Below are 23426 nucleotides of genomic sequence, written 5' to 3'. Positions count from 1 at the left end.
ACATGATTAAACCGCTTCTGGTCCTGTTGTTAAGCACTGCCTTTGCGAGCCTCGGCGCTCATGCCGAGGATCAAGCGGTAAAATCGATCAGCCCGGATCGCCTGACCATCAATGGCAGCCAGGCCACACTGGGCCTGAGTCAGGAATGGGTTCATCCCAAACCCCGGATCGAGCGCGTCGTGATCGTGCTGCATGGTCGCCTGCGCAATGCGCAGACCTACCTGCGCAGCATCGAGCGGGCAGCCAACCAGTCCAAGGAGCGCAGCAAGACCCTGCTGATCGCTCCGCAGTTTCTGGACGAGAAGGATATCGTTGCCCACCACTTGTCCGACTCGATCCTGCGCTGGCGCCAGAACAGCTGGATGGAAGGTGCCACGGCCGTCGATCCCAAACCGATCAGTTCGTTTATCGTCATTGACCATATCCTCAAGCGCCTGAGCGACAGCAAGCTGTTCCCCAACCTCAAGGAAATCGTCATCGCCGGGCATTCCGGGGGTGCCCAGGTGGTGCAGCGTTACGCGATGATTGGCGGCAAGGAAGATGCGTTGCTCAACCGTGAAGGCGTGAAACTGCGCTACGTGATCGCCAACCCGTCTTCCTATGCCTATTTCGATGCCGAGCGTCCTGAAACGGTTTCGGCGCAAAGCTGCCCCAATTTTGACGACTGGAAGTACGGGCTGAAGAAAATGCCGTTCTATTCAGGCAAGGAAAAGCCTGTGGACATCGAAAAGGCCTATGTGAAACGCGATATCACCTATCTGCTGGGCGAACTGGACACTGACCTCAATCATCCGGCGCTGGACAAGACCTGCGCCGCCGAGGCACAGGGCCCGAACAGGCTGACTCGCGGGCAGAACTACTTCAAGTACCTGCAAAAACGTCACCCGGAAGGGCTGAACCAGCATCTGGTCATCGTGCCGAAAGTCGGACACAGCGGTGACGGGATCTTTACTTCGCCTGAAGGACAGGCGGTTTTGTTCAAACCGTTCTGATTGCGCAGCGTTCGCGGATGAGCGGTGCGCCGCTCATCCGCGAAGATCACTGATCCAGCATCCCCCGCAATGCCACACAATCGGCGACATGCCAGTCAGCCAGCTCCGGCCACGGATTTTCAGGCAGGTTGACCAGCACCGTCTTTGCGCCTGCCGCCCGGCCACAGTCCAGGTCATGACGGTAATCGCCGATCATGACCATCTGCGCAGGGTCAACGTCCCATGCACCAGCCAGCTTGAGCAGACCGGCGGGGTTCGGTTTTGGCGTCGCTTCGTCTCGCCCCAGTACATCCTCTTGCGCAAAGCAGTCCGCCAGCCCGATGGCTTCCAGCGTGATGTAGGCCAGTTCACGGGCGTTGCGGGTCAGAATGCCAAGACGATAGCCGCGCCCGGCCAGCTCCCGTACCAGCTCGACAGCCCCTGTCGCCGGCCGTGAGGCCAGCGCCAGCTCGCGCTCATGCTCCAACAGCCATGCATGTTTGGCCGCGCAGACATCGGCAGGCAATGCCGCCAGATGTCCGAGAATGTCGTCTTCCAGCGGGATCTCCAGTGCTCGCCTGATAGCCGGGAAGTCATGTACGGAAATCGTCAGGGTGCCGTCCATGTCGAACACCCAGTTCTGAATATGCTTGAGGCTCATGACCAGTCCTTGCGATGGCGAATCAGCCCTTCCTGGCTGACCGACGCGACCAGTTGCCCGGCGCGGTTGAAGATACTGCCGCGAGAGAAACCTCGGGAGTTGCCTGCCCATGGGCTGTCCATTGCATACAGCAACCACTCATCGGCGCGCAGGTCGCTATGGAACCACAACGAGTGATCCAGGCTGGCGACCTGCATGTCACGCTGCCAGACCGTCTTGCCATGAGGCAGCAAGGAAGTGGTCAGCAAGTTGAAGTCCGAGGCATAGGCCAGCATGTATTTATGCAGCGCCGGCACATCCTTCAAGGTGCCATCGGCACGGAACCAGACGTATTTGACCGGTTCGCCGGGCTTGGGATTATAAGGGTCTTCGGCGGTTACCGGGCGAAACTGAATAGGCTTGGGGCACAGAAACTTGTCGCGCATCGCCTCGGGGATCAAGTGCGCACGCTGAGTCAGCAGCTCCAGCTCCGATGGCAGGTTTTCCGGACCGGCGATCTGCGGCATCGTGGTCTGATGCTCGAATCCCTCTTCGTCATACTGGAACGATGCGCTGCACGTGAAGATCGGCTTGCCCTTCTGGATCGCCGTCACGCGGCGGGTGCTGAAGCTGCCGCCGTCACGGACACGGTCAACCTGATAGACCACAGGCAAGGCGGCATCGCCAGGACGCAGGAAGTAGCCGTGGAGGGAATGAACATGGCGGTCTTCTTCCACCGTCTGGCTGGCGGCCGACAGCGACTGGCCCAGCACCTGCCCACCGAACAGTTGGCGAAAGCCAAGGTCCTGGCTGCGACCGCGAAAAAGGTTCTCCTCGATAGGTTCCAGCGTCAGCAGCTCGACCAGATCATCCAACACTTGGCTCATTCACGACTCCTCGCACAAAACATACCCGCACACGCAAGGCCTGCGCGGCAGGGTTGAAATGATACAGAATTTAACGCGACTGGCTGAATCAAGGTTTGAGCGTGTTGAGCCACTGTTCACGGTTTATTCGGTACAGCACATGAGGTTTGAGCGGGTGCCCGTCAGGTAAACCGGGATGCTCGAAGTTATCGGGCGGATTGTTCTGCATGCCGATGGCTTGCATCACTTTCTGCGATGGTTCGTTGCTCACCGCCGTGAACGACACGATTTCCTCAAGCCCCAGGCGCTCGAAACCACAGCCCAGAACGGTCCAGGCCGCCTCGCTGGCAAAGCCCAGCCCCCAATGCTCACGCGCCAGACGCCAGCCGATTTCCACCGCAGGCGTGAAATGCGCATCGAAGCCCACCACTCCAAGCCCGGTAAAACCGATAAAAGCCCCGTTGTCCTTGCGCTCAAGAGCCCAGAGGCCAAAGCCCAGTTCAGCGAAATGACCGCGCACGCGCCCGATCATGGCAGCACTTTCAAGACGGCTCATGGGCTCGGGGAAGTAGCGCATGACCTGCGGGTCCGCGCACATGGCGGCAAATGTGGGCAGGTCATCATCACGCCATTGCCGCATCAGCAGCCGTGCGCTATCGAGTTTGAGTATCGGCTCCATCGATTCCTCCCTGTAACCACGCAAATGATTGCGCCAGTGTAGCCTGTCGACGCTCAAGGTTGCTGTGCGACGGCCTGCATTACTGGCACTATCCGGCTTCGACCCCAGACCGGACGTAAAATGTCCCTGCCGCTTATCTATCATGATGACTACAGCCCGAACTTCCCGGCTGACCATCGCTTCCCCATGGACAAGTTCCGCCTGCTGCGCGATCACCTGGTCGACAGCGGCCTGGTCCTGGACACCCAGCTTCTGCGCCCGGAACTGTGCCCGGCCGACATTCTGGCACTGGCTCATGACCCTTCTTATATCCAGCGCTACCTCAGCGGAGAGCTGTCACGCGAGGACCAACGCCGGCTGGGCCTGCCCTGGAGCGAAGATCTGGCCCGACGCACCATTCGTGCAGTGGGCGGTTCTCTGCTGACCGCAGAACAGGCGCTCAAGCATGGCCTGGCCTGCCATCTTGCAGGCGGCACCCATCATGCGCACTACGACTACCCGGCCGGGTTCTGCATCTTCAACGATCTGGCCGTCATCAGCCATTACCTGCTGGCCAGCGGCCGCGTGGGTAAAGTACTGATCTTCGACTGCGACGTGCATCAGGGCGACGGCACGGCACGCATCCTCGCCGACACCGACGACGCCATTACCGTGTCGCTGCACTGCGAAAAGAACTTCCCGGCCCGCAAGGCCCAGAGCGACTGGGACATCCCGCTGCCCATGGGCATGGGCGATGCGGACTACCTGAAAGTCGTCGACGACCTGCTCAACTACCTGCTACCCATCTACCAGCCGGACCTGGTGCTCTATGACGCGGGAGTGGATGTTCACAAGGACGACGCCCTCGGCTACCTGCGACTGACCGATGAAGGCCTGGCCGCACGGGACGAAACCGTCATGCGTCATTGCCTGGGCCGTGATATTCCCGTGATGGGTGTTATTGGCGGCGGCTACAGCAAAGACCGCAAAGCCCTGGCGCGGCGGCACGGCATATTGCATCACAGCGCGCAGCGGGTATGGGTGGAGATGGGGTTGGGTTAGGGTTTACCAGTTGGTTGGTGGTAAACGACGGGTGTGAAAAATGCGCAATATCTGCAAGCACCCACCGCGCACACGGTAGGGAATGATGTATGGACGGTCAGGCAATACCCATTCCCGAGTGCCACTGAGTCGCCCTTCACGCCCCATCGCCGGAAAAAGAGCCAACTGCTCGACGCCAGCCTTTATCGCCCGGACGAAATCGGCAGCAGCTTGCGGACTATCCACTGCAATGTAAGCGGCTTCGTCATCGAGATTCTTCAGCGCTGTTCTTAGCCACTCAACGCGCATTGCCGGTCCACTTGTCCATCACGGCGCTGACATCTTCATCGCTGGCAAAGTCTCCTGCATCAGCCTCCTGAATGGAACGCTGGATCTCGGCAATCTGCCAGGCTTCACGATCGAGATACTCGCGCAAGGCATCGATAGCCAGGAACGACTTGGTACGCCCGGTGGCTTTTGCAAGGCTGGCAAGGGTGGCCGCCATTTCATCAGGTAAACGTATAGACATAGTGGACATGATGACCTCCAGAAAGAACACTCAGTACATAACTATACATTGTCATACACCGTACTACACCCATACACCGACGCGAAATCAGGCCAATATTTGAATCTCGGGTAGAATGCCCAGCCACTCATCACTGACACCCCGCCCACCATGACCGATTCAAAATCCCCAACGCCTTCATCCGTCGCCATCATTGGAGGCGGCCCCGCGGGGTTGATGGCGGCTGAGGTGTTGAGTCAGGCCGGGATCAAGGTCGATCTGTATGACGCCATGCCGTCGGTGGGGCGCAAGTTTCTGCTGGCGGGTGTGGGCGGGATGAATATCACTCATTCGGAGCCGTACCCGGCGTTTCTGTCGCGCTATGCCGAGCGTGCGCCGATGATCGCGCCCTTGTTGCGCCGTTTTGATGCCGATGCGCTGTGCAAGTGGATTCATGGGCTGGGTATTCAAACGTTCGTGGGCAGTTCGGGCCGTGTGTTCCCGACCGACATGAAAGCCGCCCCGCTGCTGCGGGCCTGGCTCAAGCGCTTGCGCGAAGCGGGCGTGGTGATTCATAACCGCCATCGCTGGTTGGGCTGGAATACCGATGGCAGCCTGCGCATTGCCTCGGTGGAGGGTGAACTGGCCCTCAAGCCCGATGCAACATTGCTGGCACTGGGCGGTGCCAGTTGGGCTCGCCTGGGCTCCGACGGTGCCTGGCTGCCTTGGCTGCAAGCGCGCGGTGTTGAGACCGCGTCTCTCCAGGCCGCCAACTGTGGCTTTGAGGTTTCGGCCTGGAGTGAGCTACTGCGCAGCAAGTTCGCGGGCTCGCCCCTGAAGAATATCGCCATAGGCCTGCCAGACGACACGCCTCGCCTTGGCGAGTGTGTGCTGACGGAAACCGGTGTGGAAGGCAGCCTGATTTATGCACTCTCGGCCAGGATCCGGGAGCAGATCAACCGTGCAGGCTCAGCGACGGTGCAGATCGATCTGTTACCCGGCAAGACGCTCAATAATGTGCAAAAAGCCCTGAGCAAACCTCGCGGCTCGCGCTCGATGTCCAAGCACCTGCAAAGCCAGTTGGGGCTGGACGGCGTCAAGGCCGCGCTCCTGCGTGAACTGGCGACAAAGGAAGCCTTTGCCGATCCCGCCTTGCTGAGCCAGGCCATCAAGGCACTGCCTCTGAACCTGATCAAACCCCGCCCGCTCGATGAAGCGATCAGCACCGCAGGCGGCGTGACGTTCGAGGGGCTGGACGAGGGTTTGATGCTCAAGCAACTGCCGGGCGTGTTCTGCGCCGGTGAGATGCTGGACTGGGAAGCGCCGACCGGCGGTTACCTGCTGACCGCCTGCTTCGCAAGCGGCCGGGCTGCCGGGCTCGGAATCATTGACTGGTGCAGCCAACAGGCAGGAGAGAATTCCTTCGCGAGACGTCATTGAAGGCGATAGATTTTCTTTGGGTGTTCACAACCTTCGTGGGAGGGAGCTTGCTCGCGACAGGGCCAGTGAAGACTGAAGAAATGCTTTGCCTTCAATGCCGCCTTCGCGACCAATCTCCCACAGTGAGCGTTGAAAGATCAGGGCTTTTTCTTGCGCGGGCCGGTATTGAACACAGGCACCTTGCGCACCGCTTTGACCACTGGCGTAGGCTCGGTATCGCCGCTATCGACCCATTTGCCCAGGTTACGCTTGCCGCCTGAGACCTTGGGCTTTTTCGGCTTCTTGGGTTTCTTGAGGATCTGCCCGCTGGCGTCGGTGGTCGGTACACGATGCTCTGGCTCGAAATCCTGCTCTTCCTTGCGCACCAGTGTCTGGCGGGTCAGCACTTCAATCGCCGACAGCAACTCGACTTCATCGGCGCAGACCAGCGAGATCGCTTCCCCGGTAAGACCCGCACGCCCGGTACGCCCGATGCGGTGGACGTAATCCTCGGCCACGATAGGCAAGTCCAGATTGACCACGGTCGGCAGATCATCGATATCCAGACCACGGGCCGCGACATCGGTAGCCACCAGAATCTGTACTTCACTGGCCTTGAAACGGTCCAGAGCACGCTGGCGAGTCGCCTGGGGCTTGTCGCCATGAATACCGTCGGCATTGATACCCAGCCCTTGCAGACGCTCGACCAGTTGATCGACGCCGACACGGGTCTTGGCGAACACCAACACCTGGCTCCAGCGCTGCTTTTTCAGCAGGTGGATGAACAGCTCGGTCTTGCGCTTCTTGTCGACCGGCACAACCCACTGCTTGACCGAAGACGCCGCCACATTGCGCGGGCTGACTTCAATGCTCAGAGGATCGTTGAGCATCTGCGAGGCCAGCAGACGGATCTCGTCGGAGAAGGTGGCGGAGAACAGCAGGGTCTGGCGGCGTTTGGGCAGCGCTGCATAAATCCCGCGCAGTTCTTCGGCAAAGCCCAGATCCAGCATGCGATCGGCTTCATCGAGAATCAGGGTTTGCAGTTGCGAGAACTTGACCGCGTTCTGGCGGTGCAGGTCCAGCAGACGGCCTGGCGTGGCGACCAGTACATCCACGCCCTTGCGCAGCGTCATCATTTGCGGGTTGATGCTCACGCCCCCATACACGGCATAGGTGCTCAACGGCAGGTGTTCCGCGTATTGGCGGATGCTTTCATGCACCTGCTCGGCCAGCTCACGGGTCGGGGCCAATACCAGAGCGCGCACCGAATTGGGGGCGACTTTCGGGCCTTCCATGGTCAGGCGCTGCAACAGCGGCAAGGCAAAGCCGGCGGTCTTGCCGGTGCCGGTCTGGGCGGCGGCCATCAGGTCACGGCCGGCCAGCACCGGAGGAATCGCCTGTGCCTGAACAGGCGTCGGGGTCTGGTAGCCAAGTGCATCGAGGGCACGCAGCAAGGGTTCGATCAGGCCGAGAGAGGCGAATGTCATGGGGGTACCGTTGGGGAATTCACTGCAAGGCGCGCAGTTTACCCTGTCCGGCCCTCTCAGGTTAGCTTGCGCGTACCGATAACGATCGACAGACAAGAAGCAGCAACGGAAATCTAAAACCCACGCTGACGCTTGAGCGCTTCACTGATTTTTGCGGCTGGGACTTTTTGCAGCGAGCACAGCAACTGGTGGGAAACCCCGGCGATACCGTGGGTCTGACGCAGTTCGTTGGTCAGGTAAGCCGTCAGGTTGGCGGCCATCTCGGCATCGGCCATGGCCCTGTGAGCCTTGCCGGTGTTGGGCAGGCGGGCATAGCTCGTGAGAGTGCCGAGCTTGTGATTCGGAGCTCCCGGCATCAGGCGGCGCGCCAGCAACATCGAACAGGCAAAGCTTTGCTCGCGGGTACGCTGGATACGTGACAGTTCGTAATCCCAGAACTTCTGGTCGAACGAAGCATTGTGCGCCACCAGAGGCGTTGCACCGACAAAATCACAGACATCGTTCATGACCCGCTCGGCCGAGGGTGCCGTGCGGATCATGCTGTTGCTGATACCGGTCAGGCCTTCGATAAAGGCTGGAATACGCACCCCGGCGTTCATCAGGCTCTGATAGCGATCGACAATACGCCCCTGCTCCATGATGACCACGGCAATCTCGGTGGCCCGACAGCTATGGCCAGGAGAAATACCGGTGGTTTCAAAGTCAATGACAGCGATACGTTCCAACACGGGGTGCAATCCTTAAAAAATAATCATCACTTGAGCAGCAACGCGCCTTCGATCGGCACATAGCGACTGGCGGCACGAATCAGCGAATTGGCCGTCAACCCCGGAACTCCGTAGGCCACGGCTTCGACGCCATGCTTGTCGATGATGCGTTCAAGCAACAGATCGAAATCTCCGTCACCCGACGCCAGCACCACTTCATCCACCTGCGGCGCGACGTCCATGATATCGATGGTGATCCCAACGTCCCAGTCGCCCTTGGCCGAGCCATCGCTGCGCTGGATGTACGGTTTGAGTTTGACGGTGAACCCCAGGTTGCGAAGGATCTGCTGGAATTGCTGCTGCTTGCTGTCACCACGATCGATGGCGTACGCAAACGCCTGGACTATTTGCCCGCGCTTGCTGATATCCGCCCACAACGCGGCGTAATTGAAATGACAACCATGCGCCTGACGCACGGTGTAATAGAGGTTCTGTACATCAGCGAACACCGCGATCTTCTTCACCGCAATTCCTCATGACGCAGACAAGATTCGTCAGCCGGTGCAGCAGTATGCCATGAGAGAGCCTGCGGGATTCGCTCCTGCCGCGCAGGAGCGAATGAATCCGCGCTATCCGGCTCAGACGAACGAATCATCGTCCGAAAACATATCGCCACCGTCGCCGTAGCTGTCATCAGCCATATATTGCGAATCCTGCTGACCCCAATTGTCCGAGTCATTGCTTTGCACGGGCTGGTCGTGGATGACCTCGACAATTTCCTCAGGTTGGCTGTGATGGCCGAACAGGCTGCTGATGCCTTGCGCCAGCATCACACCGCCCGCCACACCGGCTGCGGTTTGCAGAGCGCCACCCAGAAAGCCGCTGCCTTTGGGCGCAGCAGGTGGTGCAGCATAGTTGCCGGGCTGAGCAGGTGGCGGATTGAAGCCCGCGCCATCACGCCAACCACCGCCAGAAGCCTGTGCAGGCTGGGGCTGTGGAGCACGCGATGCGCTACCACCAAAGATACTCGACAGAAAACCGCCACTGGCCGGCGCTGATGCTGCCTGGCCCCTGGCCTGCTGGAGTTCGGCCTGAAGCTGCTGGATCTGCTCGTCACGCTGCTTGAGCTGAAGATTCAACTGGTTGACGGCTGCTTCCTGAACCAGAATCGCCTGCGCCATGTAATACGCAGCGGCAGGCTGGCGGGTGAGATGCTCCTTGATCCGCGCTTCAGCCCCCGCGTCCCGGGCTACCGAGACTGTTTCAGCACTTTTCAGCTTAGAGAAAAGTTCGTCGATCAGGGTTTGCTCTTGGGTGTTCATGGCGACCTCGCTGGATTGCCGTTAAAAATCTTCGTCCAGCCGAATGAATGGACTTCACTCAAGTAATGGGGCTGGGCAAGCGCTGTTCAACCGGATGAACAAAAAGTTAAGAAAGCCCTGCCCCGGTCATTGCCGCCCTTGGTTCGACAAAAGGCATGGGCTAAAGTGTCGACCTGCTTTTTGCCTGTGACCTACCCACATGAACCCGCTGAACGTTATCCAGGACTCGCTCTACTTTTTCAGGCGAAACCTGGGAAGCATCCTGATGCTGTGCCTGCCACTGGTGGTACTTGAAGCGCTTGCCAAACAAGCACTGGGCAACGCACTGGGCGCCAACACCACTTTCGCCTATGAACTGCTGATCGGCCTGCTGTTCTATCCGCTCTACACTGGCGCGCTGATCCTGTTTCTCGATGCCCGCACACGGGGCGAGACGCCTCTGGTACGTGACCTGCTGGCCATGGCCCTGCGCCTGTGGCCGACCTTCGCGGTGCTGTCGGCACTCAGCACCCTGCTGATTCTGTTCGGGCTGTCGCTGTTCGCAATCCCCGGCATCTGGGTGATGGTCAAACTGGCGTTCTGCGAATACCTGCTGGTGTTACGCAAACTGACGCCATTCATGGCCATGCGCGAAAGCATGCTGATGACCACCGGCCACTTCATGCGCATCCTGCTCTGTGTGTTGTGTGTCTATATCCCCCTGTCGCTGCTGGAAGGCCTGGGGCTTTACCTGTTCCCGGAACCCCAGAGCCCTGCGGTGTCACTGGTGCTCGACAGCCTTGGCAGCTTCCTGCAACTGTTCACCACCATCGTGATGTTTCGTCTGTTCATGCTGGTCAGCGAGCCTGCGGACAAGGCCTGAGCCACGAAACGGCTGCCAAGGACTGGCGGCTCGGCTATGCTCGTTCGCTAACCCGTCACTGAGCGCCATGCGCTCCAAGTCGAGCCGATGCCCCGTTTCCTCTTGCGTCTGACACTCATTGCCCTGGCCCTGACCGGCCTTGTGCTGGCAATGATCCATAGCCTGACCTGGCGCCCGGAAGACCGGGAACCCGTCACGGCCATCTGTACCTCCCAGGCACCACCGCTGGTGCCGGGGCAAGCGCTGAAAGTCATGACCTGGAACATTCAGTACCTGGCGGGAAAACGCTATGTGTTCTGGTATGACATGGCAGATGGAAGCGGCGAAGACGAACGCCCGACCCACGAAGATATCGCCTACAACCTCGATGAAGTGGCGCGGGTCATCCGTGACGAACAACCGGATATCGTCCTGCTGCAGGAAGTCAGCGACGGCGCCAAGAATGCCGACTACCAGAACCAGCTGGCCCTGCTTCAGGAGCGGGTGACCGATCTGTACCCATGCAGCACAGAGGCGTTCTACTGGAAGGCAGACTTCGTGCCGGACCTGCACATCCGGGGCAGTGTCGGCATGAAACTGGCGACCCTGAGCCGCTATCGCATCGATCACGCCGAGCGGCTGCAATTGCCGCTGCCTGAAGCCAATATCATCCGCCGTCAGTTCAAACCGCGACCCGCCTTGCTGGTGAGCTACCTGCCCTTGCGCGATGGCGGACAGCTCGCGGTCATCAACACCCACTTGAGTGCGCCGAACAGAGGCGACGAGGCACTACAACGTCAGGTGCAGGTCACCGGCAAGCTATTGGACTCACTTGAGAGCAGCGGCACGCCCTGGCTGATCGGCGGCGACTTCAACCTGTTGCCGCTGGGCCAGTACCAACGCCTGCCAGCAGAACAGCAAGCCAGCTATAACGCAGACAGCGAACTGCATGAGCTTTGGGAAAAGTACCCGATGATTCCCGCCAATACTGAAGCCAGCGGTATTGAGCGCAGCAAGTGGCTGACCCACTTCCCCAACGACACACGGGTGAGCGGGCCGGACAGAACCCTTGATTACCTGTTCTACAGCCCGAGCCTGAAGCGCATCGATGCCCGGGTTCGCCGGGATGACACGCTGCTCATTTCAAACCACTTGCCGCTCATCGGGCGCTTTCTGTTGCCGGTTCAGGAGGAGAAGCCTACGGCTTTCGAGATTGTGCCCGAGCGCCAGGTTGAGCGAGATGTCGAGCAAGGCGACCGGTAACAAACGCAAGCGGCTCCGTTGTCAGCGCTCCATGGATTAAAACTCGGTTATGACAGTTACACCTGTCGTCTCGAACCGATCCATGTTCACAAGTGCGTCGATGGACTGTTCCAGGCTGATGGTTTTGCCGACGAGCTTCTCAGGTGCCAATTTGCCAGAGGAGATCATTTCGATCATGGCGTCATAACGGTGTGCCTGCATTCCGTGGCTGCCGTAGATTTCCAGTTCATACGCGATGACCTTGCTCATCGGAATCGCCGGCTTCGCATGGTCAGCGAGCATCAGGCCAACCTGGACGTGCCTGCCCCGACGGCGCAGGTTATTGATGGAGTTGAAACAGGTGGTCGGATGGCCCAATGCATCCAGCGAAACATGGGCGCCGCCCTTGGTGATTTCCAGAACCGCTTCGCTGACATCCGCAACGCGGTTGGCATTCACTGTCGCAACAGCACCGAGCGAGCGGGCCAGTTCAAGTTTGTCGTCCGAGATATCGATGGCGATAACGTTGGCCCCGATGGCTTGAGCAATCATGACGGCTGACAGGCCAACACCCCCACAGCCGTGTACCGCAACCCAATGCCCCGCCGCGACCTTGCCCTGATCAACGACCGCACGGAACGAGGTGACAAAACGGCAGCCCAGGCTGGCGGCAGTCGCGAAGTCCATGCTTTCAGGCAGTGCGACCAGATTCAGGTCCGCCTTGTGGATGCCGACGTATTCAGCGAAGGAACCCCAGTGAGTGAAACCTGGCTGAAACTGGGTGTGACAGACTTGCTGGTTACCGCTGTTGCACTCCGGGCAGGCACCACAACCGCCCACGAACGGCACGGTCACACGATCACCGACCTTCCATTTAGTGACGTCCTTGCCCACCTCCGCCACGACCCCGGCCAGTTCATGCCCCGGAACATGCGGCAGTTGAATGTCCGGATCATGCCCCTTCCAGCCGTGCCAATCGCTGCGGCAGACGCCAGTCCCCATTACCTGAATGACAACGCCATGACGCTCTGGAGTCGGGTCTTCGACGGTCATGAGACGCGGCGGCTGGGAAAAGGCTTCGTAGACTACAGCTTTCATGAAAAACACCTCTGCTGGGACAGGCACGACAACGAAAAAACACCGACTGAATCGCGCCTCCAGTATGAATGAACCCGGTGAAATTACCTTTCAAGCTGCAATTGACGCCGACCAAAAATTGAAATTAACTTTCATTTAAATATTCAAAATGAAAGATTCCGCCATGATTGAACAGCTGGACAAGGTAGATATTGCAATCTCGGATCGACTGCAGCGCAACGGCAGGCTGTCGAATGTCAAACTGGCGGAGCAACTTTCCCTCAGCGAAGCCTCTTGCTGGCGAAAGCAGAAACGCCTTGAAGAAGACGGAGTGATCGAGGGCTATCAAGCAATCCTGAACCGCAAGAAACTGGGGCTTGGGGTGATGGCATTCGTGCAGATTTCCTGCACGGACCATAGCGAGGAAGCTACAGCCAGGTTTGAAAAGATCATTGAATCGGCACCGCAAGTGCTCAGTTGCCACAACACAACCGGCGAAGCGGACTTTCTACTTCAAGTCGTTGCAAAAGACCTGGACAGCTACAGCCGGTTTGTTGAAAAAGTCCTGAGAAAACTTCCAGGCGTATCGAGCATTCGCTCGAACCTTTCACTGCGCGAGATGAAGACCACCAATCGACTGCCGGTGACTGAGTTGTTGAGTATTTAGAGGCCTGACCCAACTGGAATGCGAGGCGGCAAGCCGCCTCACACAACCTGTGCTCTAGACCTTTTCGATCCAGCCTGCGGGCGCTTCGATATCGCCGTTCTGGATACCCGTCAGTTCGTTGTACAAACGCTGGGTAAGAGGGCCGGCTTCATGTTCGCTATGGAACACATGCAACCGATCCTTGTAGTGGATACCGCCAATCGGTGTGATAACCGCTGCTGTTCCACAAGCGCCTGCTTCCTTGTAGTCGCCCAGGTTATCGATGTAGACATCCTCTTCCACCGCATTCAGCCCCAAGCGGCTCTGAGCCAGCTCGATCAACGAGGCGCGGGTGATGCCAGGCAGTACCGAAGGAGAACGAGGCGTCACAAAGGTATTGTCGTAAGTGATGGCAAAGAAGTTGGCCGAACCGACTTCCTCGATCTTTTTATGGGTCAGCGGATCGAGATAGATGCAGTCGGCAAAACTGGCTGCCCGCGCTTCTGTGCCGGGCAACAGGCTGGCGGCATAGTTGCCTCCCACCTTGGCGGCGCCGGTGCCATTGGGGGCTGCTCGGTCATAGTCCGAGATGACGAAGTTGCTGGGCTGCAATACGCCCTTGAACAGCGCACCGACCGGAATACAGAACACGCAGAAGATGAATTCCGGCGCGCTACGCACACCGATATTGTCACCGACGCCGATCACGAAAGGCCGCAGATACAACGAACTGCCTGTCCCGTAAGGAGGCAGAAACTTTTCGTTGGCTTTGATCACCTGCTTGCACGCATCGATGAACTGCTCAGTCGATACCGTCGGCATCAGCAGACGCGAGCAACTGCGTTGCATGCGCGCAGCATTCTGATCGGGGCGAAACAGGTTGATGGAGCCGTCCTTGCAACGGTAGGCCTTCATCCCCTCGAAACACTGCTGGCCATAATGCAGCGCAGTCGAGCCTTCGCTGATATGCAGGTGGTTGTCTTCGGTCAGATAACCTTCCTGCCACTCACCATCACGCCAGTGCGAAATGTAGCGAAAGTCGGTTTTTCTGTAGCTGAAACCCAGGTTATTCCAATCCAGTTGCGGATGTTCCATGTCACGATTCCTGATGACTGTTACGCGCGGTATTTATTGGTTCCAGATGATGCTCAGTGCGTCATCGAGCCATTGGTGATAGGCATTGGCCGCTTCGTCCGAGGCATGCACCGAGAAGATGAAGCCCGGATACCCGCCAAATGCCGGAGGCGGTGGCGACACATGCCCCGCCTCGAAGAAGGTCACGACTCGTGCGGTTTCAGGATGCTGCTCGACCTTGTCCAGCCCCGAGAAGCCACTGAAACGGCCATCGCCGCGCAAAGGAATGATGTAGTTCGCAGCCACTCGGGCAGCAGGAAGTACATCGGGCAACGCTGGAGTCGGCAAGCCAAGGGCAGCAGTCATGCACAACTTTGCGAACGAGACGCCAGTGCTCTGCTCCACCACAAAATGCGACACACCCGAGCCACCGATACGGGCACCGATTTCAATCACATACGGTTGCAGCCCGGCATCCAGGCGAAGCTCCACGTGCGCTGCGCCCATGGTAATGCCCAAGGCCTTCACGCCTTCACGCGCCGCCTCACACAAGGCCACGATCAACGGATCATCGATATCCCGGCGCTGACGATAGATTGTTTCTTCAAACCAGGGACCTTCGGGCTGTCCCTTGTCGCCGACTGCCAGGACATGCACGCCTTCGATATCGACAAAGCACTCCACCACGAACTCTTTACCGGGCAGATACTGCTCGACCACCAGGCCCACAGCCTTGTCCTGATCGTAGAAACGCGCCAGGTCATTGCTCTGAACATTCCATACGGCCTTGATAAGACCGGGGAGTTCTTCTGCGGTCCTGGCCAGCATCACACCGGTGCTCGACCAGCCGGAAAGCGGCTTGATCACCAGAGGCAGGCCCAGAGCATGGACTTGCGAAAGGTCTTCAGGATTGTCGATGTAACGGAACCCCGGTGATCTCAAGCCAGCATCGGCGAACGCCTGACGCATCAGGTACTTGTTGCGTGCCAGCGCCGCGACTTCAGGCTCGATGCCAGGAGTGCCGATTTTTTTCGCCGCCAGAGCCGTCCAGATGATCGCCTCTTCGCGAAGGGTCATGACCCCGCCGATCCCGCGCTCCTCGACTCCGGCCGCAAAGGCCTCCAGAGCCACCTGCGGCTCATCGAAAACCGGCAGTTGCCAGGTCGACGTGACCGCTGGCAACCGGGCTGGTGCGCTCTCGGTCGTGTCGTAAATCAGTACCAGCTCAATACCCGCCGCTTGTGCAGCTTCAAATACAAACGACAACTTGGCACTGCGATGGCAAACCAACGCCAGCTTTTTCATTTCATTTCCTCACTAACCGGGAATCGTGGGAGCGGCGCTTCAATTGCCATCCCGAGACACCCGATGCATCGACAAATAACAGGGTGATCCCGACGACAGCCGCAATCATCGCAATGACTTTCACTGCACCCAACGACGCGCCGGAGCCGATCAACCACTCACCCGCGACCACTGCGAAAGGAGCAAGCAGGCCTATGGCGTTGGCGTACAGCACGCCGCCTTCGGCCAGAACCTTCTGGTACAGCACATACACCGGAGCCGAACACGCAGCCCCCAGAATCAGCACCTTGAGAACATCCTCAAGGCTCAGCCGCAACAAGGGCGCCGGATCAAGAATGAACAGCGGCGCGAAGGTTGCGGCAGAGATCAAGGTGACCCAGGCCAGCGAGGTGAGCAGAGGTAAATCCTTGAGATAACGCTTGGACAGCAGGCCATAGACGGCATAGGAAAACGCCGCCACCAACGCCAGGGCGATACCTGCCGCACTGACCGCGCCGCCTTCATTGCCGCTTGCATTGAACGCCAGTGCAGCCGCACTGACGATCAACACGCCACTGAGCTTCAACCATGAAAAACCCAGACTGCGAGACAGGAAACCCAGCAGATAGGTAATGCCCGGAATGGTCGCAAGGACCATGGTCAGATCGCTGGCCTTCAGTGTTTTCAAGGCGCCGAAGCTACAGGCGAAATACAGGGAGAAACCCAGGACCGACAGTATGAAAAACCCTGGCATCCTTGATCGCAACGGGATAGAGGCCAGTGCCGCCCGCTCACGAAATGCCACGATCAGCCACAGGGCAGCCGTCGTCGCCCACAGCCGGAGCCCGACGGCATGCATTACCGGAATGCTGCCAATCAGGTTCTTGGACAACAGCCAACTGACCGAAAACAGCGCCAGAATGGCAAAGGTGAATAGCAGCAGCCGCCCTTTCAAGGCACTCAACGAGGCAACTCCTCAAGCACCCGGCGCGCATAGTGCGAAGTCGGGAAATTGAAGCGTGCCTGTGGACTCTGCGGAGCGCCCAAGTGCTTGTGGACATAATCTCTGGCGCCAGCCAGATAGGCTTCGTCGTCCAGACGCTCCAAGGCTTCGATATCGGCAATCACCGTCGATATCTGCTCGCCAAGACGCTCGGCATCGAACTTGAGACGACCGGACTCATCCTCGACCAACGCCTTGGCATTCATCAGGATCTCGAACAGTAGAATCCCTGTCCCGGCATCGAACGTCATGTGCTGCTCCGAGCCTTTCGGGTAACGGAACATACGCTCCAGCAGAATGAACTCGGCGATCTCCTGCCAGAAGTCAGGGCGATGCTGCTGCACCAGGCGCACCGTAATCAGGTCGCACTTGGTTTCTTCCAGAAGGCCGGTAAACCAGTTCAGCTTGATATACAGATTCCTGTCCAATGGACGCGGCCCGGTATGGTGCGCGTAGTCGTGGTAATAACCCCACAGACAACGGGCGTCATACGTGTCCGCCTCGGACATCTGGCGGCTGCTCAATTGACCGAACAGAAACTGGCTGTCGCGCCCAAACAAGCGGTCCGCTTCAACGACCGTCTGATCGTTGTAGATATGGAAAAACTTGCTGAAGAAGAACAAGGCAAACGCCTGTTTATCGACCTTGCTTTGCGCCGCTACCGACTCGGGGAACAACACAATGCAGTTGCCTTGCAGAAAGCCCTTCGACGCCGCCCCCAGCTTGATGCATTGAAACGGCGCGATGTATTGCTCCGTGTACTGCGCGGCATCGGCAAGGTAAGGGGTTTCGCTTCGATAACCGGTGACCAGCTCCAGCCGGAAGCCTTCAGGGTCCGGCCCGTTGGTCGCCCGCATCGGCGCCAGAAAGAACAAGGCTTCACCGGGCAAAGGCGTCTTGAAACTGGCCAGTGTCTTGTCGAACAAGGGCCGCTGATGCAACCCGCTCTGCACCCAGCGCCCCAGATCCTCAAGAGTCGCCGCCAGCAGCGCAGGAGACAGCCCGTCGATAACACTTGCCTGACGATCCAGCTCGGCGGTCAGCTCATTGATCCGGGCATAGTCCGCCGGGCCTGGGTCCTTGATACTCCCGTCCAGTTCCTGGCGGGCACGGATCTCATCGACAAGGCTGACGATTGCAGCGAACGGATCAGCCTTGTGCATGGTCGGCTCGCTTCAGCGAATGAACCAGAAATGCCATCGGCACCTGGCCGAAATCCTGAACGACGTTCAACTCATGACGATCAGCAGCCACCACCGTCGTGACACAGGCATCGGCCTTGCCCGTGCTACAGAGCACTGCGGCATCGGCATTGCTGTTGGCAAAAACCTTGTCGTACTGGCTGGCCACCAGGGATTGCGGGGCAGGATGGGTCGCTACACTCTTGATCTGATCGGGCGATGTACGGCTGGCCAGAACCATGGAATGGGTCGGCATGATAAAGCTGTCGCACAACTCCATATCACCCAGGCGGGTAAAGATAAGGGTATGCAAATCGGGATAAGCCGCGCAGCTCAGCAGGTAACCGTCCTGCTTTTCCGCCAGCTCGTCAAAGGCTTGCTCAAGGGTTTCATGCAGAACGATACGCGGCGCTGTAACGCCTGATGCCTTGCTATCGCCGCGAGAATCAAGCCACCACTGAGCGGCTGTTGCACAGTTGGTACCTTCGGGGCCAAGCGTATAGATAGTCGGACTACTAGCAGTAGGCATGCTATGACTTCCTTGTAAGCGTCCGCCAGACAGCGAACTAAAATCCATTTATGCAACCCATCCGGGACTGCTGTTCGGCAGGCAACTTACTGTAGGATTTTTCCTAACGCAACGTGTAATACAAAAATAACGCCAGCGACTCCCCGCGCTTGTAGAGGCTGTCGACGAGCGCAGGCAGGGACAGGTCGCGCCAGGCTCTGTACGAAATATTTTCGAGCGAAGGTGCCTGTTTAATGCAGCATCACCGAGCGCAGATACATCTCGTACAAAGCCTGGAAGCCGCCCCGAAAGCCGACACCTGGCTGCTATCGAATGATCAGAAGAAATACCTGACCGACGCGCCCAAGGTCGTGGAGGGTTGAGGAACAATCACTAGTCCGGTGCTTGTGCCATAGGCGACTTCAGTGCCGTAACGATGGGGCTGAAAGGTGCCGTAAACACTGAATTGGTACTGATCATAGTCGTAGGATGCACGGAGGTCATACCGGGTATAGAGCGGCATTTCCTTTTTCTCGGTGCCAACGTAATAAGGGATGCCGGCGAGGTGATATGCATCAGCGTTGAGCGTCAGTTGTCCAGCCATGAAGGTGTCGCGGTGCTGAACGCCCGCCTTGTAGGTGTGCTCAGGCACTGCCAACTGCTCGCCGGTGCCAGGTGAAGGATTGTTGATCGATGCATCGATGATTCGGCCATAGCTGGCGTAAGTGCTGATTGTAGAGGTGACCTGGTAGTTGAAACTGGTCTCCACGCCCTTGCGCGTGGTGTCGCTGACCTGTTCAAAGACACCGGGCGAGGTTTGCAGCGTTTCGCTGTCGTTCTGGATGTAATAGAACTCGGTGGTACTGGAGAGGCGCTCGGTAGGACGCACAGTGAAGCCGATGTCATAGGACGTGACTTTGCTTGGTCGAACGCTGCTGTTGATCCTGCCTCCAGTCTCGCTCAGCGGCAGTGCGCTGCTGCTTCCTGAACTGATGTACTCCGCTGCTGGTGATCGGAAGCCTTGAGCCGCGTTGGTGAACAGCTCGAACTGCTCGGTCGGCGTCCACACCAGGCCAAGCTTCGGCGTAGTGACTGAACTGTTGTAACCGGTATCAGCATCGCGGAACTTCAGATTCTTGATGTCGTAATCAAAGCGGTCGTAGCGAATGCCAGCCAGCAATTTCAACGAATCGACCGGCTTGTACTGCCCTTGGGCGAACACGCCGTAAGTGATCAGATCCTGATCGAAGTCAAAGTAGTAGTTCTGCGTCGGTTCAAAGTTACGGTACTGCTGGCGGAAAGCGTCTCCCTTGTCGCGGCGCACATCGGCACCGACCATCAGCGCCGCCGAGTCTTTGTAAACGAAGTTGTAGGCGACGCGGCCGCCGTAGATATCGCGGTCATCCTTGCCATAGTTGTGGGTGTTGGTGCCATTGGAGATGCCGCGCACGCGCTTGAAATCTTCAAAGTACGCAGTGTAAGACAGGCCTTCTTCCCCTTCTGCGGGTGTCCGATTAAAAACGTAGGTGTTTCGGTTGGCGCTGCCGAAGCCATACAAATTATCAGTGTCGCGGCGGCTGATCGTGCCCGCCTTGAGAGCAGGGAGGTTCAGATAGCCGTCGTTCTTGAAGTCCGACTCATAGTGGCTGAAACGGGCAGAGTACTTGGCATCACCGATGACCTTGGAGAGCTTCCAGAAGTAGTTGTCGCGGTTGGTCTCGGCGGCCTTTCGATAGCCGTTGGTCTTGTAGGCGTCTGCGATGAACAGCGATTCAAGGCCGTCATGCTCTCCACCCAGCACCAGGTTCGCACGGCGGCCATCAAAGCTGGCGATGTCCATGCCGATGCTTGAAGCCACATCACCGCCATCAAGCGTCTCGATGTTCACCGAGCCTGCGCGGTTCTGATCGCCAGACAGCGCTGATACAGGCCCCTTGATAACGTCGACACGCTTGATCATCTGCGGCGTCAGCCATTCCAGGAAAACCGGACCGTGACCGGCCCCACCCTGGCTCGATGGAATGTTCTGCGGTACGCCGTCGACAGTGACCGCCACGTCAGCACCGTGAGTGCCATTGGTGGTGAAGCCGCGCATACGAAAACCATTGCCAGTGTCACCCTGGTCAATATTGTTGGCCACCACGCCCGGTACACGGCGATAGATGTTGGAGATATCACGGTCGACATTGAGCGTGCGAATGTCTTCCTGGGTAATCGTGGACACTGCCGTCGGCAGGCTTTCCGGTGCGTTGCTCACCTTACTGCGTGTAAGCGGCTTGATCGGCCCGGAACTGCTCCCTTCCCCTACGACTTCAATCGCATCCAGCTCAGTGACACTCTCCGCCCCTGATTCCGCTACCGCAACCGAGACACACGAGAACATGCCAGTCAGCGCTGCACTTGTAAAAACCCCAACCCTGGCGCGATGTGCAGATCTGTACATGAAGCTATCTTCCTTAAAGATGTTATGTAGTAACATCCTATCACTAGAGCGTTATACTATAACAAATAGCGATTTGGACACGTGTTCAAACCAAGGCGCGGGCACAGGTCTGAGCAGACGTGTTTTGGCTTCCCTAGCGTTTGAAAAGCTTCACTCATGACATCAGGAAGACCTATGAGATTTGCACTTTCACTGGCTGTAGCAATGGGCGCTCTAAGCACTGGATCAGCCTTTGCCCATGGCATCTGGACGGAAACACGCTATGGCCATCTTGAGGTCGTTTATGGGCATGGCGCAGAGGATGAAGCCTACGCACCGGAGAAGGTCAAAGGCGTATGGGCCTACGATCAGAACGGTAAGGGGGTGCCCGTCACCGTTGAGCGACTGGGCGATCACGCTCGCTTGGTGCCTATAGCAAGCCCGGCAGTCGTGACCGTCGCACTCGACAACGGCATATGGAGCAAGGGCAAGGATGGGAAGTCCGTCAATGCTCCTATGGCGGAAGTACCGGGCGCGGTAAGTGCCAGCCACAGCTACAAATACAGCTTGGCCATTCTGGAGCCGCACGCCCGCATACCCGATAACTTGAAGCTAGCGATGGTCATTCGCCCATTGAAAGACCCGACGGAGGTAGGTGTTGGCAACCCACTACCTGTTGAAGTGACTATTGATGGCAAGCCAGCCGCCAACATTGCCCTTCTCGATGACTATCGTGGAATGTCGGATGCCAGTAGCACGAAGACCGATGCGCAGGGGCGTGCCAATATCGTCATTCGGAACAACGGGCTGAACATTATTGCCGCCCAAGCCAGGGTGCCGGCAGTTGACGAAAAAGACATCTCGGAACGCAGCCTGTTTACCTCCCTGACTTTTGTTGGTGAAAGCCACCAGCACTAAAAAAGCAAGGGAATTACAAACGTAGGGACGACGTCATGAGGGCTGGCTCCTGAAAGAGTTCGGGAGACCAGCATCGGGGTTCAGTGCAGGGTTTTGAAGGTGGGGTCCGTGAGGCGGTTACATAGGACAGATCTGGGACACTTTCGCTATCTGCGGTGAACAGGGGATTGGGGATATCGCTGCTGCATTTAAGCGAAGGGCTGTGGACGGAACGCTACGACCTGGGGAGCCGTAACGTTTCGTCCAGCGCGGGTCAAATGACCCGCGCTACAAGGCTTTACGGCTTTAGAAAAAGCCGAATGAGATGCTGGCCTTAAGTTGAGAGACATCTGCAATAACAGTCGTCGACAAATATCCTTCTTGTGACTCATCGGACGCAGCAACCGGTAAGTCAAAATGAATCTCGGAAAACTCTGGTTGGATCTGACTTTGTATCTGGAAAATATGATTGATGCCCCCAAGATGCGTGAGTAACGCAGGGAACATCTCGCATAACTCGTAGTCATTTAAGAAGCCCAACGAGAAAATTGCGTAAGATCGAGTTAACAGCGTTTTGACACCAGGCTTTACTGGCTCACCACGATTTCCGAGTCTTGATGCAACCACACTTACAAGAGCAACTACTTCCTCAGCAGTGAGATCAAAGCCTCTGAATGTCAACGAAACTGATTTCGCTCTAACGGACAATGAACTCATAGCGGTTATTCCCCTGAGTCATTCTTACCATCCCATATCCAATTTTGCCCCGTTGTCTTATCGTTATAGATATTCACTCAACCATCACCTCGCCCCTTATTTGCATCGTGAGCATCGTTATATCCGGCGTCCTGAGCCGCAGCATCTTCGGCTTTGTTTCCTTTGATCTTGTCTAAGTTATTCTCGTCCGGCTCTGCTGGATTGTTTGCCGCATCCGAAGCCTAAGCTATAAGCTCAAGGCTAAAACTCTTGGCTAAAATTATTATCGTCGCCCCATAAACCGGCTCAATTTCCAAAAGGCTCAATTTACCGTCACGAATATAAGATAATTTTTTCTGTAGAACGTCCCATTCCAGTTCAGAAAAACTTGGAGCCTTACCTCTCATCAGAAAAAATAGACGCTTTGATGTATCTGAATCGCTCCTATCAAGATCGTCGCCATCAAATCTATTTACTCGATCAATAATATTAGAAATTCGCATTTCACTCACAACGAAATCATCGACGCCAGTTGCGATAATCTGTTGTCTACCTTTGCCTTCGCATGCACACGTAACATTGATTCTTATTTCTTTGTTCAATGCATTGACGTGTACGCTATCAATAGTTGACTCGACCAAAAATTCCCAACTGCTCATGTCAGCTCCTTCTTATGGCAACGGTGAGTAGTTACGACCGGGATGCTCTCTAACCCCGTTTTCCCACTCATGAACGTGCGGCGTTTCATGGCCTTGATGTGGCTGGTCATAATCCCTTTTGGGCTTACCCTCATTATGGATATGCAGATAAAAACTTACCTTACCCACATCACCAAGCGAAAAGAGCTTCCGTGTAGCTCCCCCCTCTAACGTCTAACAATATCCTTTTAAAGAGATTGCTTTTTAAATGGATATTAAAACAACTTGTGTTGAAAAA

General features: G+C 57.3%; 24 protein-coding genes and 1 pseudogene. 7 read left to right on the top strand and 18 right to left on the bottom strand.

Features of this window, described 5'->3' with window-relative positions; translation table 11 throughout:
- Positions 1-2: 2 nt before the first annotated feature.
- The gene (locus JL015_RS12795; RefSeq protein ID WP_201018703.1) at positions 3-992 is read left to right on the top strand and encodes an alpha/beta hydrolase; all 990 of its coding nucleotides are present in this window, start codon (positions 3-5) and stop codon (positions 990-992) included.
- 46 nt (positions 993-1038) lie between these two features.
- Here the strand turns inward: JL015_RS12795 and JL015_RS12790 are convergent, their stop codons facing one another.
- From JL015_RS12790 to JL015_RS12780, 3 genes are all read right to left on the bottom strand, one after another.
- Entirely contained in the window at positions 1039-1632 is a 594-nt protein-coding gene (locus tag JL015_RS12790) for an HAD family hydrolase (protein WP_201018702.1), read from the bottom strand.
- Positions 1629-2498 carry an acyl-CoA thioesterase II gene (tesB, locus tag JL015_RS12785; RefSeq protein ID WP_201006405.1) on the bottom strand — a complete coding sequence of 290 codons (870 nt, stop codon included), beginning with the start codon at positions 2496-2498 and terminating at the stop codon, positions 1629-1631. Before tesB ends, JL015_RS12790 begins: the two co-directional genes overlap by 4 nt.
- Positions 2499-2586: 88 nt before the next feature.
- A complete protein-coding gene (locus JL015_RS12780; protein WP_201006407.1) occupies positions 2587-3156 on the bottom strand; it encodes a GNAT family N-acetyltransferase in 570 nt (189 codons plus the stop codon).
- Positions 3157-3276: 120 nt separating this feature from the next.
- Here JL015_RS12780 and JL015_RS12775 point away from each other — a divergent pair, with 120 nt between their 5' ends.
- Complete coding sequence (locus JL015_RS12775) at positions 3277-4197, top strand: histone deacetylase family protein (RefSeq protein ID WP_201018701.1); 921 nt, start codon at positions 3277-3279, stop codon at positions 4195-4197.
- 3 nt (positions 4198-4200) lie between these two features.
- On the opposite strand, the gene JL015_RS12770 is transcribed toward JL015_RS12775, so the two are convergent.
- Positions 4201-4485, bottom strand: a complete 285-nt coding sequence (locus JL015_RS12770) for a type II toxin-antitoxin system RelE/ParE family toxin (protein ID WP_201018700.1) — start codon at positions 4483-4485, stop codon at positions 4201-4203.
- Positions 4475-4714: a CopG family ribbon-helix-helix protein gene (locus JL015_RS12765; protein WP_201018699.1), complete on the bottom strand. Its 240-nt coding sequence runs from the start codon at positions 4712-4714 to the stop codon at positions 4475-4477. Before JL015_RS12765 ends, JL015_RS12770 begins: the two co-directional genes overlap by 11 nt.
- A gap of 141 nt (positions 4715-4855) precedes the next feature.
- Between JL015_RS12765 and JL015_RS12760 the strand changes: the two genes are divergently transcribed.
- A complete protein-coding gene (locus JL015_RS12760) occupies positions 4856-6124 on the top strand; it encodes a TIGR03862 family flavoprotein (RefSeq protein ID WP_201018698.1) in 1269 nt (422 codons plus the stop codon).
- Between the two features lie 137 nt (positions 6125-6261).
- On the opposite strand, the gene JL015_RS12755 is transcribed toward JL015_RS12760, so the two are convergent.
- The 4 genes from JL015_RS12755 to JL015_RS12740 all read right to left on the bottom strand — a co-directional run bounded on the left by JL015_RS12755 (position 6262) and on the right by JL015_RS12740 (position 9619).
- Positions 6262-7590, bottom strand: coding sequence for a DEAD/DEAH box helicase (locus JL015_RS12755; protein ID WP_201018697.1), 1329 nt, complete (start codon positions 7588-7590; stop codon positions 6262-6264).
- A gap of 113 nt (positions 7591-7703) precedes the next feature.
- On the bottom strand, positions 7704-8315 hold the full coding sequence (locus JL015_RS12750; protein WP_201006452.1) for a 3'-5' exonuclease: 612 nt from the start codon (positions 8313-8315) through the stop codon (positions 7704-7706).
- Positions 8316-8344: 29 nt separating this feature from the next.
- Complete coding sequence (locus JL015_RS12745; protein ID WP_201006415.1) at positions 8345-8821, bottom strand: NYN domain-containing protein; 477 nt, start codon at positions 8819-8821, stop codon at positions 8345-8347.
- Positions 8822-8935: 114 nt separating this feature from the next.
- A complete protein-coding gene (locus tag JL015_RS12740; protein ID WP_201018696.1) occupies positions 8936-9619 on the bottom strand; it encodes a DUF2076 domain-containing protein in 684 nt (227 codons plus the stop codon).
- Positions 9620-9818: 199 nt separating this feature from the next.
- On the opposite strand from JL015_RS12740, the gene JL015_RS12735 reads away from it, so the two are divergent.
- Both JL015_RS12735 and JL015_RS12730 read left to right on the top strand, forming a co-directional pair.
- Positions 9819-10481 (top strand): hypothetical protein, encoded by a 663-nt coding sequence (locus JL015_RS12735; protein ID WP_201018695.1) that lies wholly within the window; start codon positions 9819-9821, stop codon positions 10479-10481.
- Positions 10482-10568: 87 nt separating this feature from the next.
- A pseudogene (locus JL015_RS12730) lies at positions 10569-11645 on the top strand (endonuclease/exonuclease/phosphatase family protein); the annotation flags it as partial.
- A gap of 114 nt (positions 11646-11759) precedes the next feature.
- Here JL015_RS12730 and JL015_RS12725 read toward each other — a convergent pair.
- Positions 11760-12800: a zinc-dependent alcohol dehydrogenase family protein gene (locus tag JL015_RS12725; RefSeq protein ID WP_201018693.1), complete on the bottom strand. Its 1041-nt coding sequence runs from the start codon at positions 12798-12800 to the stop codon at positions 11760-11762.
- A 163-nt stretch (positions 12801-12963) separates the two neighbouring features.
- Between JL015_RS12725 and JL015_RS12720 the strand changes: the two genes are divergently transcribed.
- Positions 12964-13446 (top strand): Lrp/AsnC family transcriptional regulator, encoded by a 483-nt coding sequence (locus JL015_RS12720; protein ID WP_201006420.1) that lies wholly within the window; start codon positions 12964-12966, stop codon positions 13444-13446.
- Positions 13447-13500: 54 nt separating this feature from the next.
- Here the strand turns inward: JL015_RS12720 and JL015_RS12715 are convergent, their stop codons facing one another.
- From JL015_RS12715 to JL015_RS12690, 6 genes are all read right to left on the bottom strand, one after another.
- A complete protein-coding gene (locus JL015_RS12715; RefSeq protein WP_201018692.1) occupies positions 13501-14520 on the bottom strand; it encodes a branched-chain amino acid aminotransferase in 1020 nt (339 codons plus the stop codon).
- Between the two features lie 33 nt (positions 14521-14553).
- Positions 14554-15804 (bottom strand): ATP-grasp domain-containing protein, encoded by a 1251-nt coding sequence (locus tag JL015_RS12710; RefSeq protein ID WP_201018691.1) that lies wholly within the window; start codon positions 15802-15804, stop codon positions 14554-14556.
- Position 15805: 1 nt separating this feature from the next.
- Positions 15806-16747 (bottom strand): DMT family transporter, encoded by a 942-nt coding sequence (locus tag JL015_RS12705; protein ID WP_236124317.1) that lies wholly within the window; start codon positions 16745-16747, stop codon positions 15806-15808.
- Positions 16744-17949, bottom strand: a complete 1206-nt coding sequence (locus JL015_RS12700; RefSeq protein WP_201018690.1) for a DUF6421 family protein — start codon at positions 17947-17949, stop codon at positions 16744-16746. The genes JL015_RS12705 and JL015_RS12700 overlap by 4 nt, the downstream gene beginning before the upstream one ends.
- Positions 17936-18496, bottom strand: coding sequence for a hypothetical protein (locus JL015_RS12695; RefSeq protein ID WP_201018689.1), 561 nt, complete (start codon positions 18494-18496; stop codon positions 17936-17938). The genes JL015_RS12700 and JL015_RS12695 overlap by 14 nt, the downstream gene beginning before the upstream one ends.
- Before the next feature lie 316 nt (positions 18497-18812).
- Positions 18813-20918 carry a TonB-dependent receptor gene (locus JL015_RS12690; protein ID WP_201018688.1) on the bottom strand — a complete coding sequence of 702 codons (2106 nt, stop codon included), beginning with the start codon at positions 20916-20918 and terminating at the stop codon, positions 18813-18815.
- A gap of 156 nt (positions 20919-21074) precedes the next feature.
- On the opposite strand from JL015_RS12690, the gene JL015_RS12685 reads away from it, so the two are divergent.
- A complete protein-coding gene (locus JL015_RS12685; RefSeq protein WP_201018687.1) occupies positions 21075-21815 on the top strand; it encodes a DUF4198 domain-containing protein in 741 nt (246 codons plus the stop codon).
- A gap of 285 nt (positions 21816-22100) precedes the next feature.
- Here JL015_RS12685 and JL015_RS12680 read toward each other — a convergent pair whose 3' ends face one another.
- Entirely contained in the window at positions 22101-22511 is a 411-nt protein-coding gene (locus tag JL015_RS12680) for a hypothetical protein (RefSeq protein ID WP_201018686.1), read from the bottom strand.
- Between the two features lie 221 nt (positions 22512-22732).
- The gene (locus tag JL015_RS12675; protein ID WP_201018685.1) at positions 22733-23149 is read right to left on the bottom strand and encodes a hypothetical protein; all 417 of its coding nucleotides are present in this window, start codon (positions 23147-23149) and stop codon (positions 22733-22735) included.
- Positions 23150-23426: the final 277 nt, after the last annotated feature.

It is taken from the genome of Pseudomonas cichorii, assembly GCF_015471405.1.
GTDB classification, from domain to species: Bacteria; Pseudomonadota; Gammaproteobacteria; order Pseudomonadales; family Pseudomonadaceae; genus Aquipseudomonas; species Aquipseudomonas serbiensis.
The sequence above is the reverse complement of the archived record's forward strand: the minus strand, read 5'-3'. Positions and strand labels throughout refer to the sequence as shown.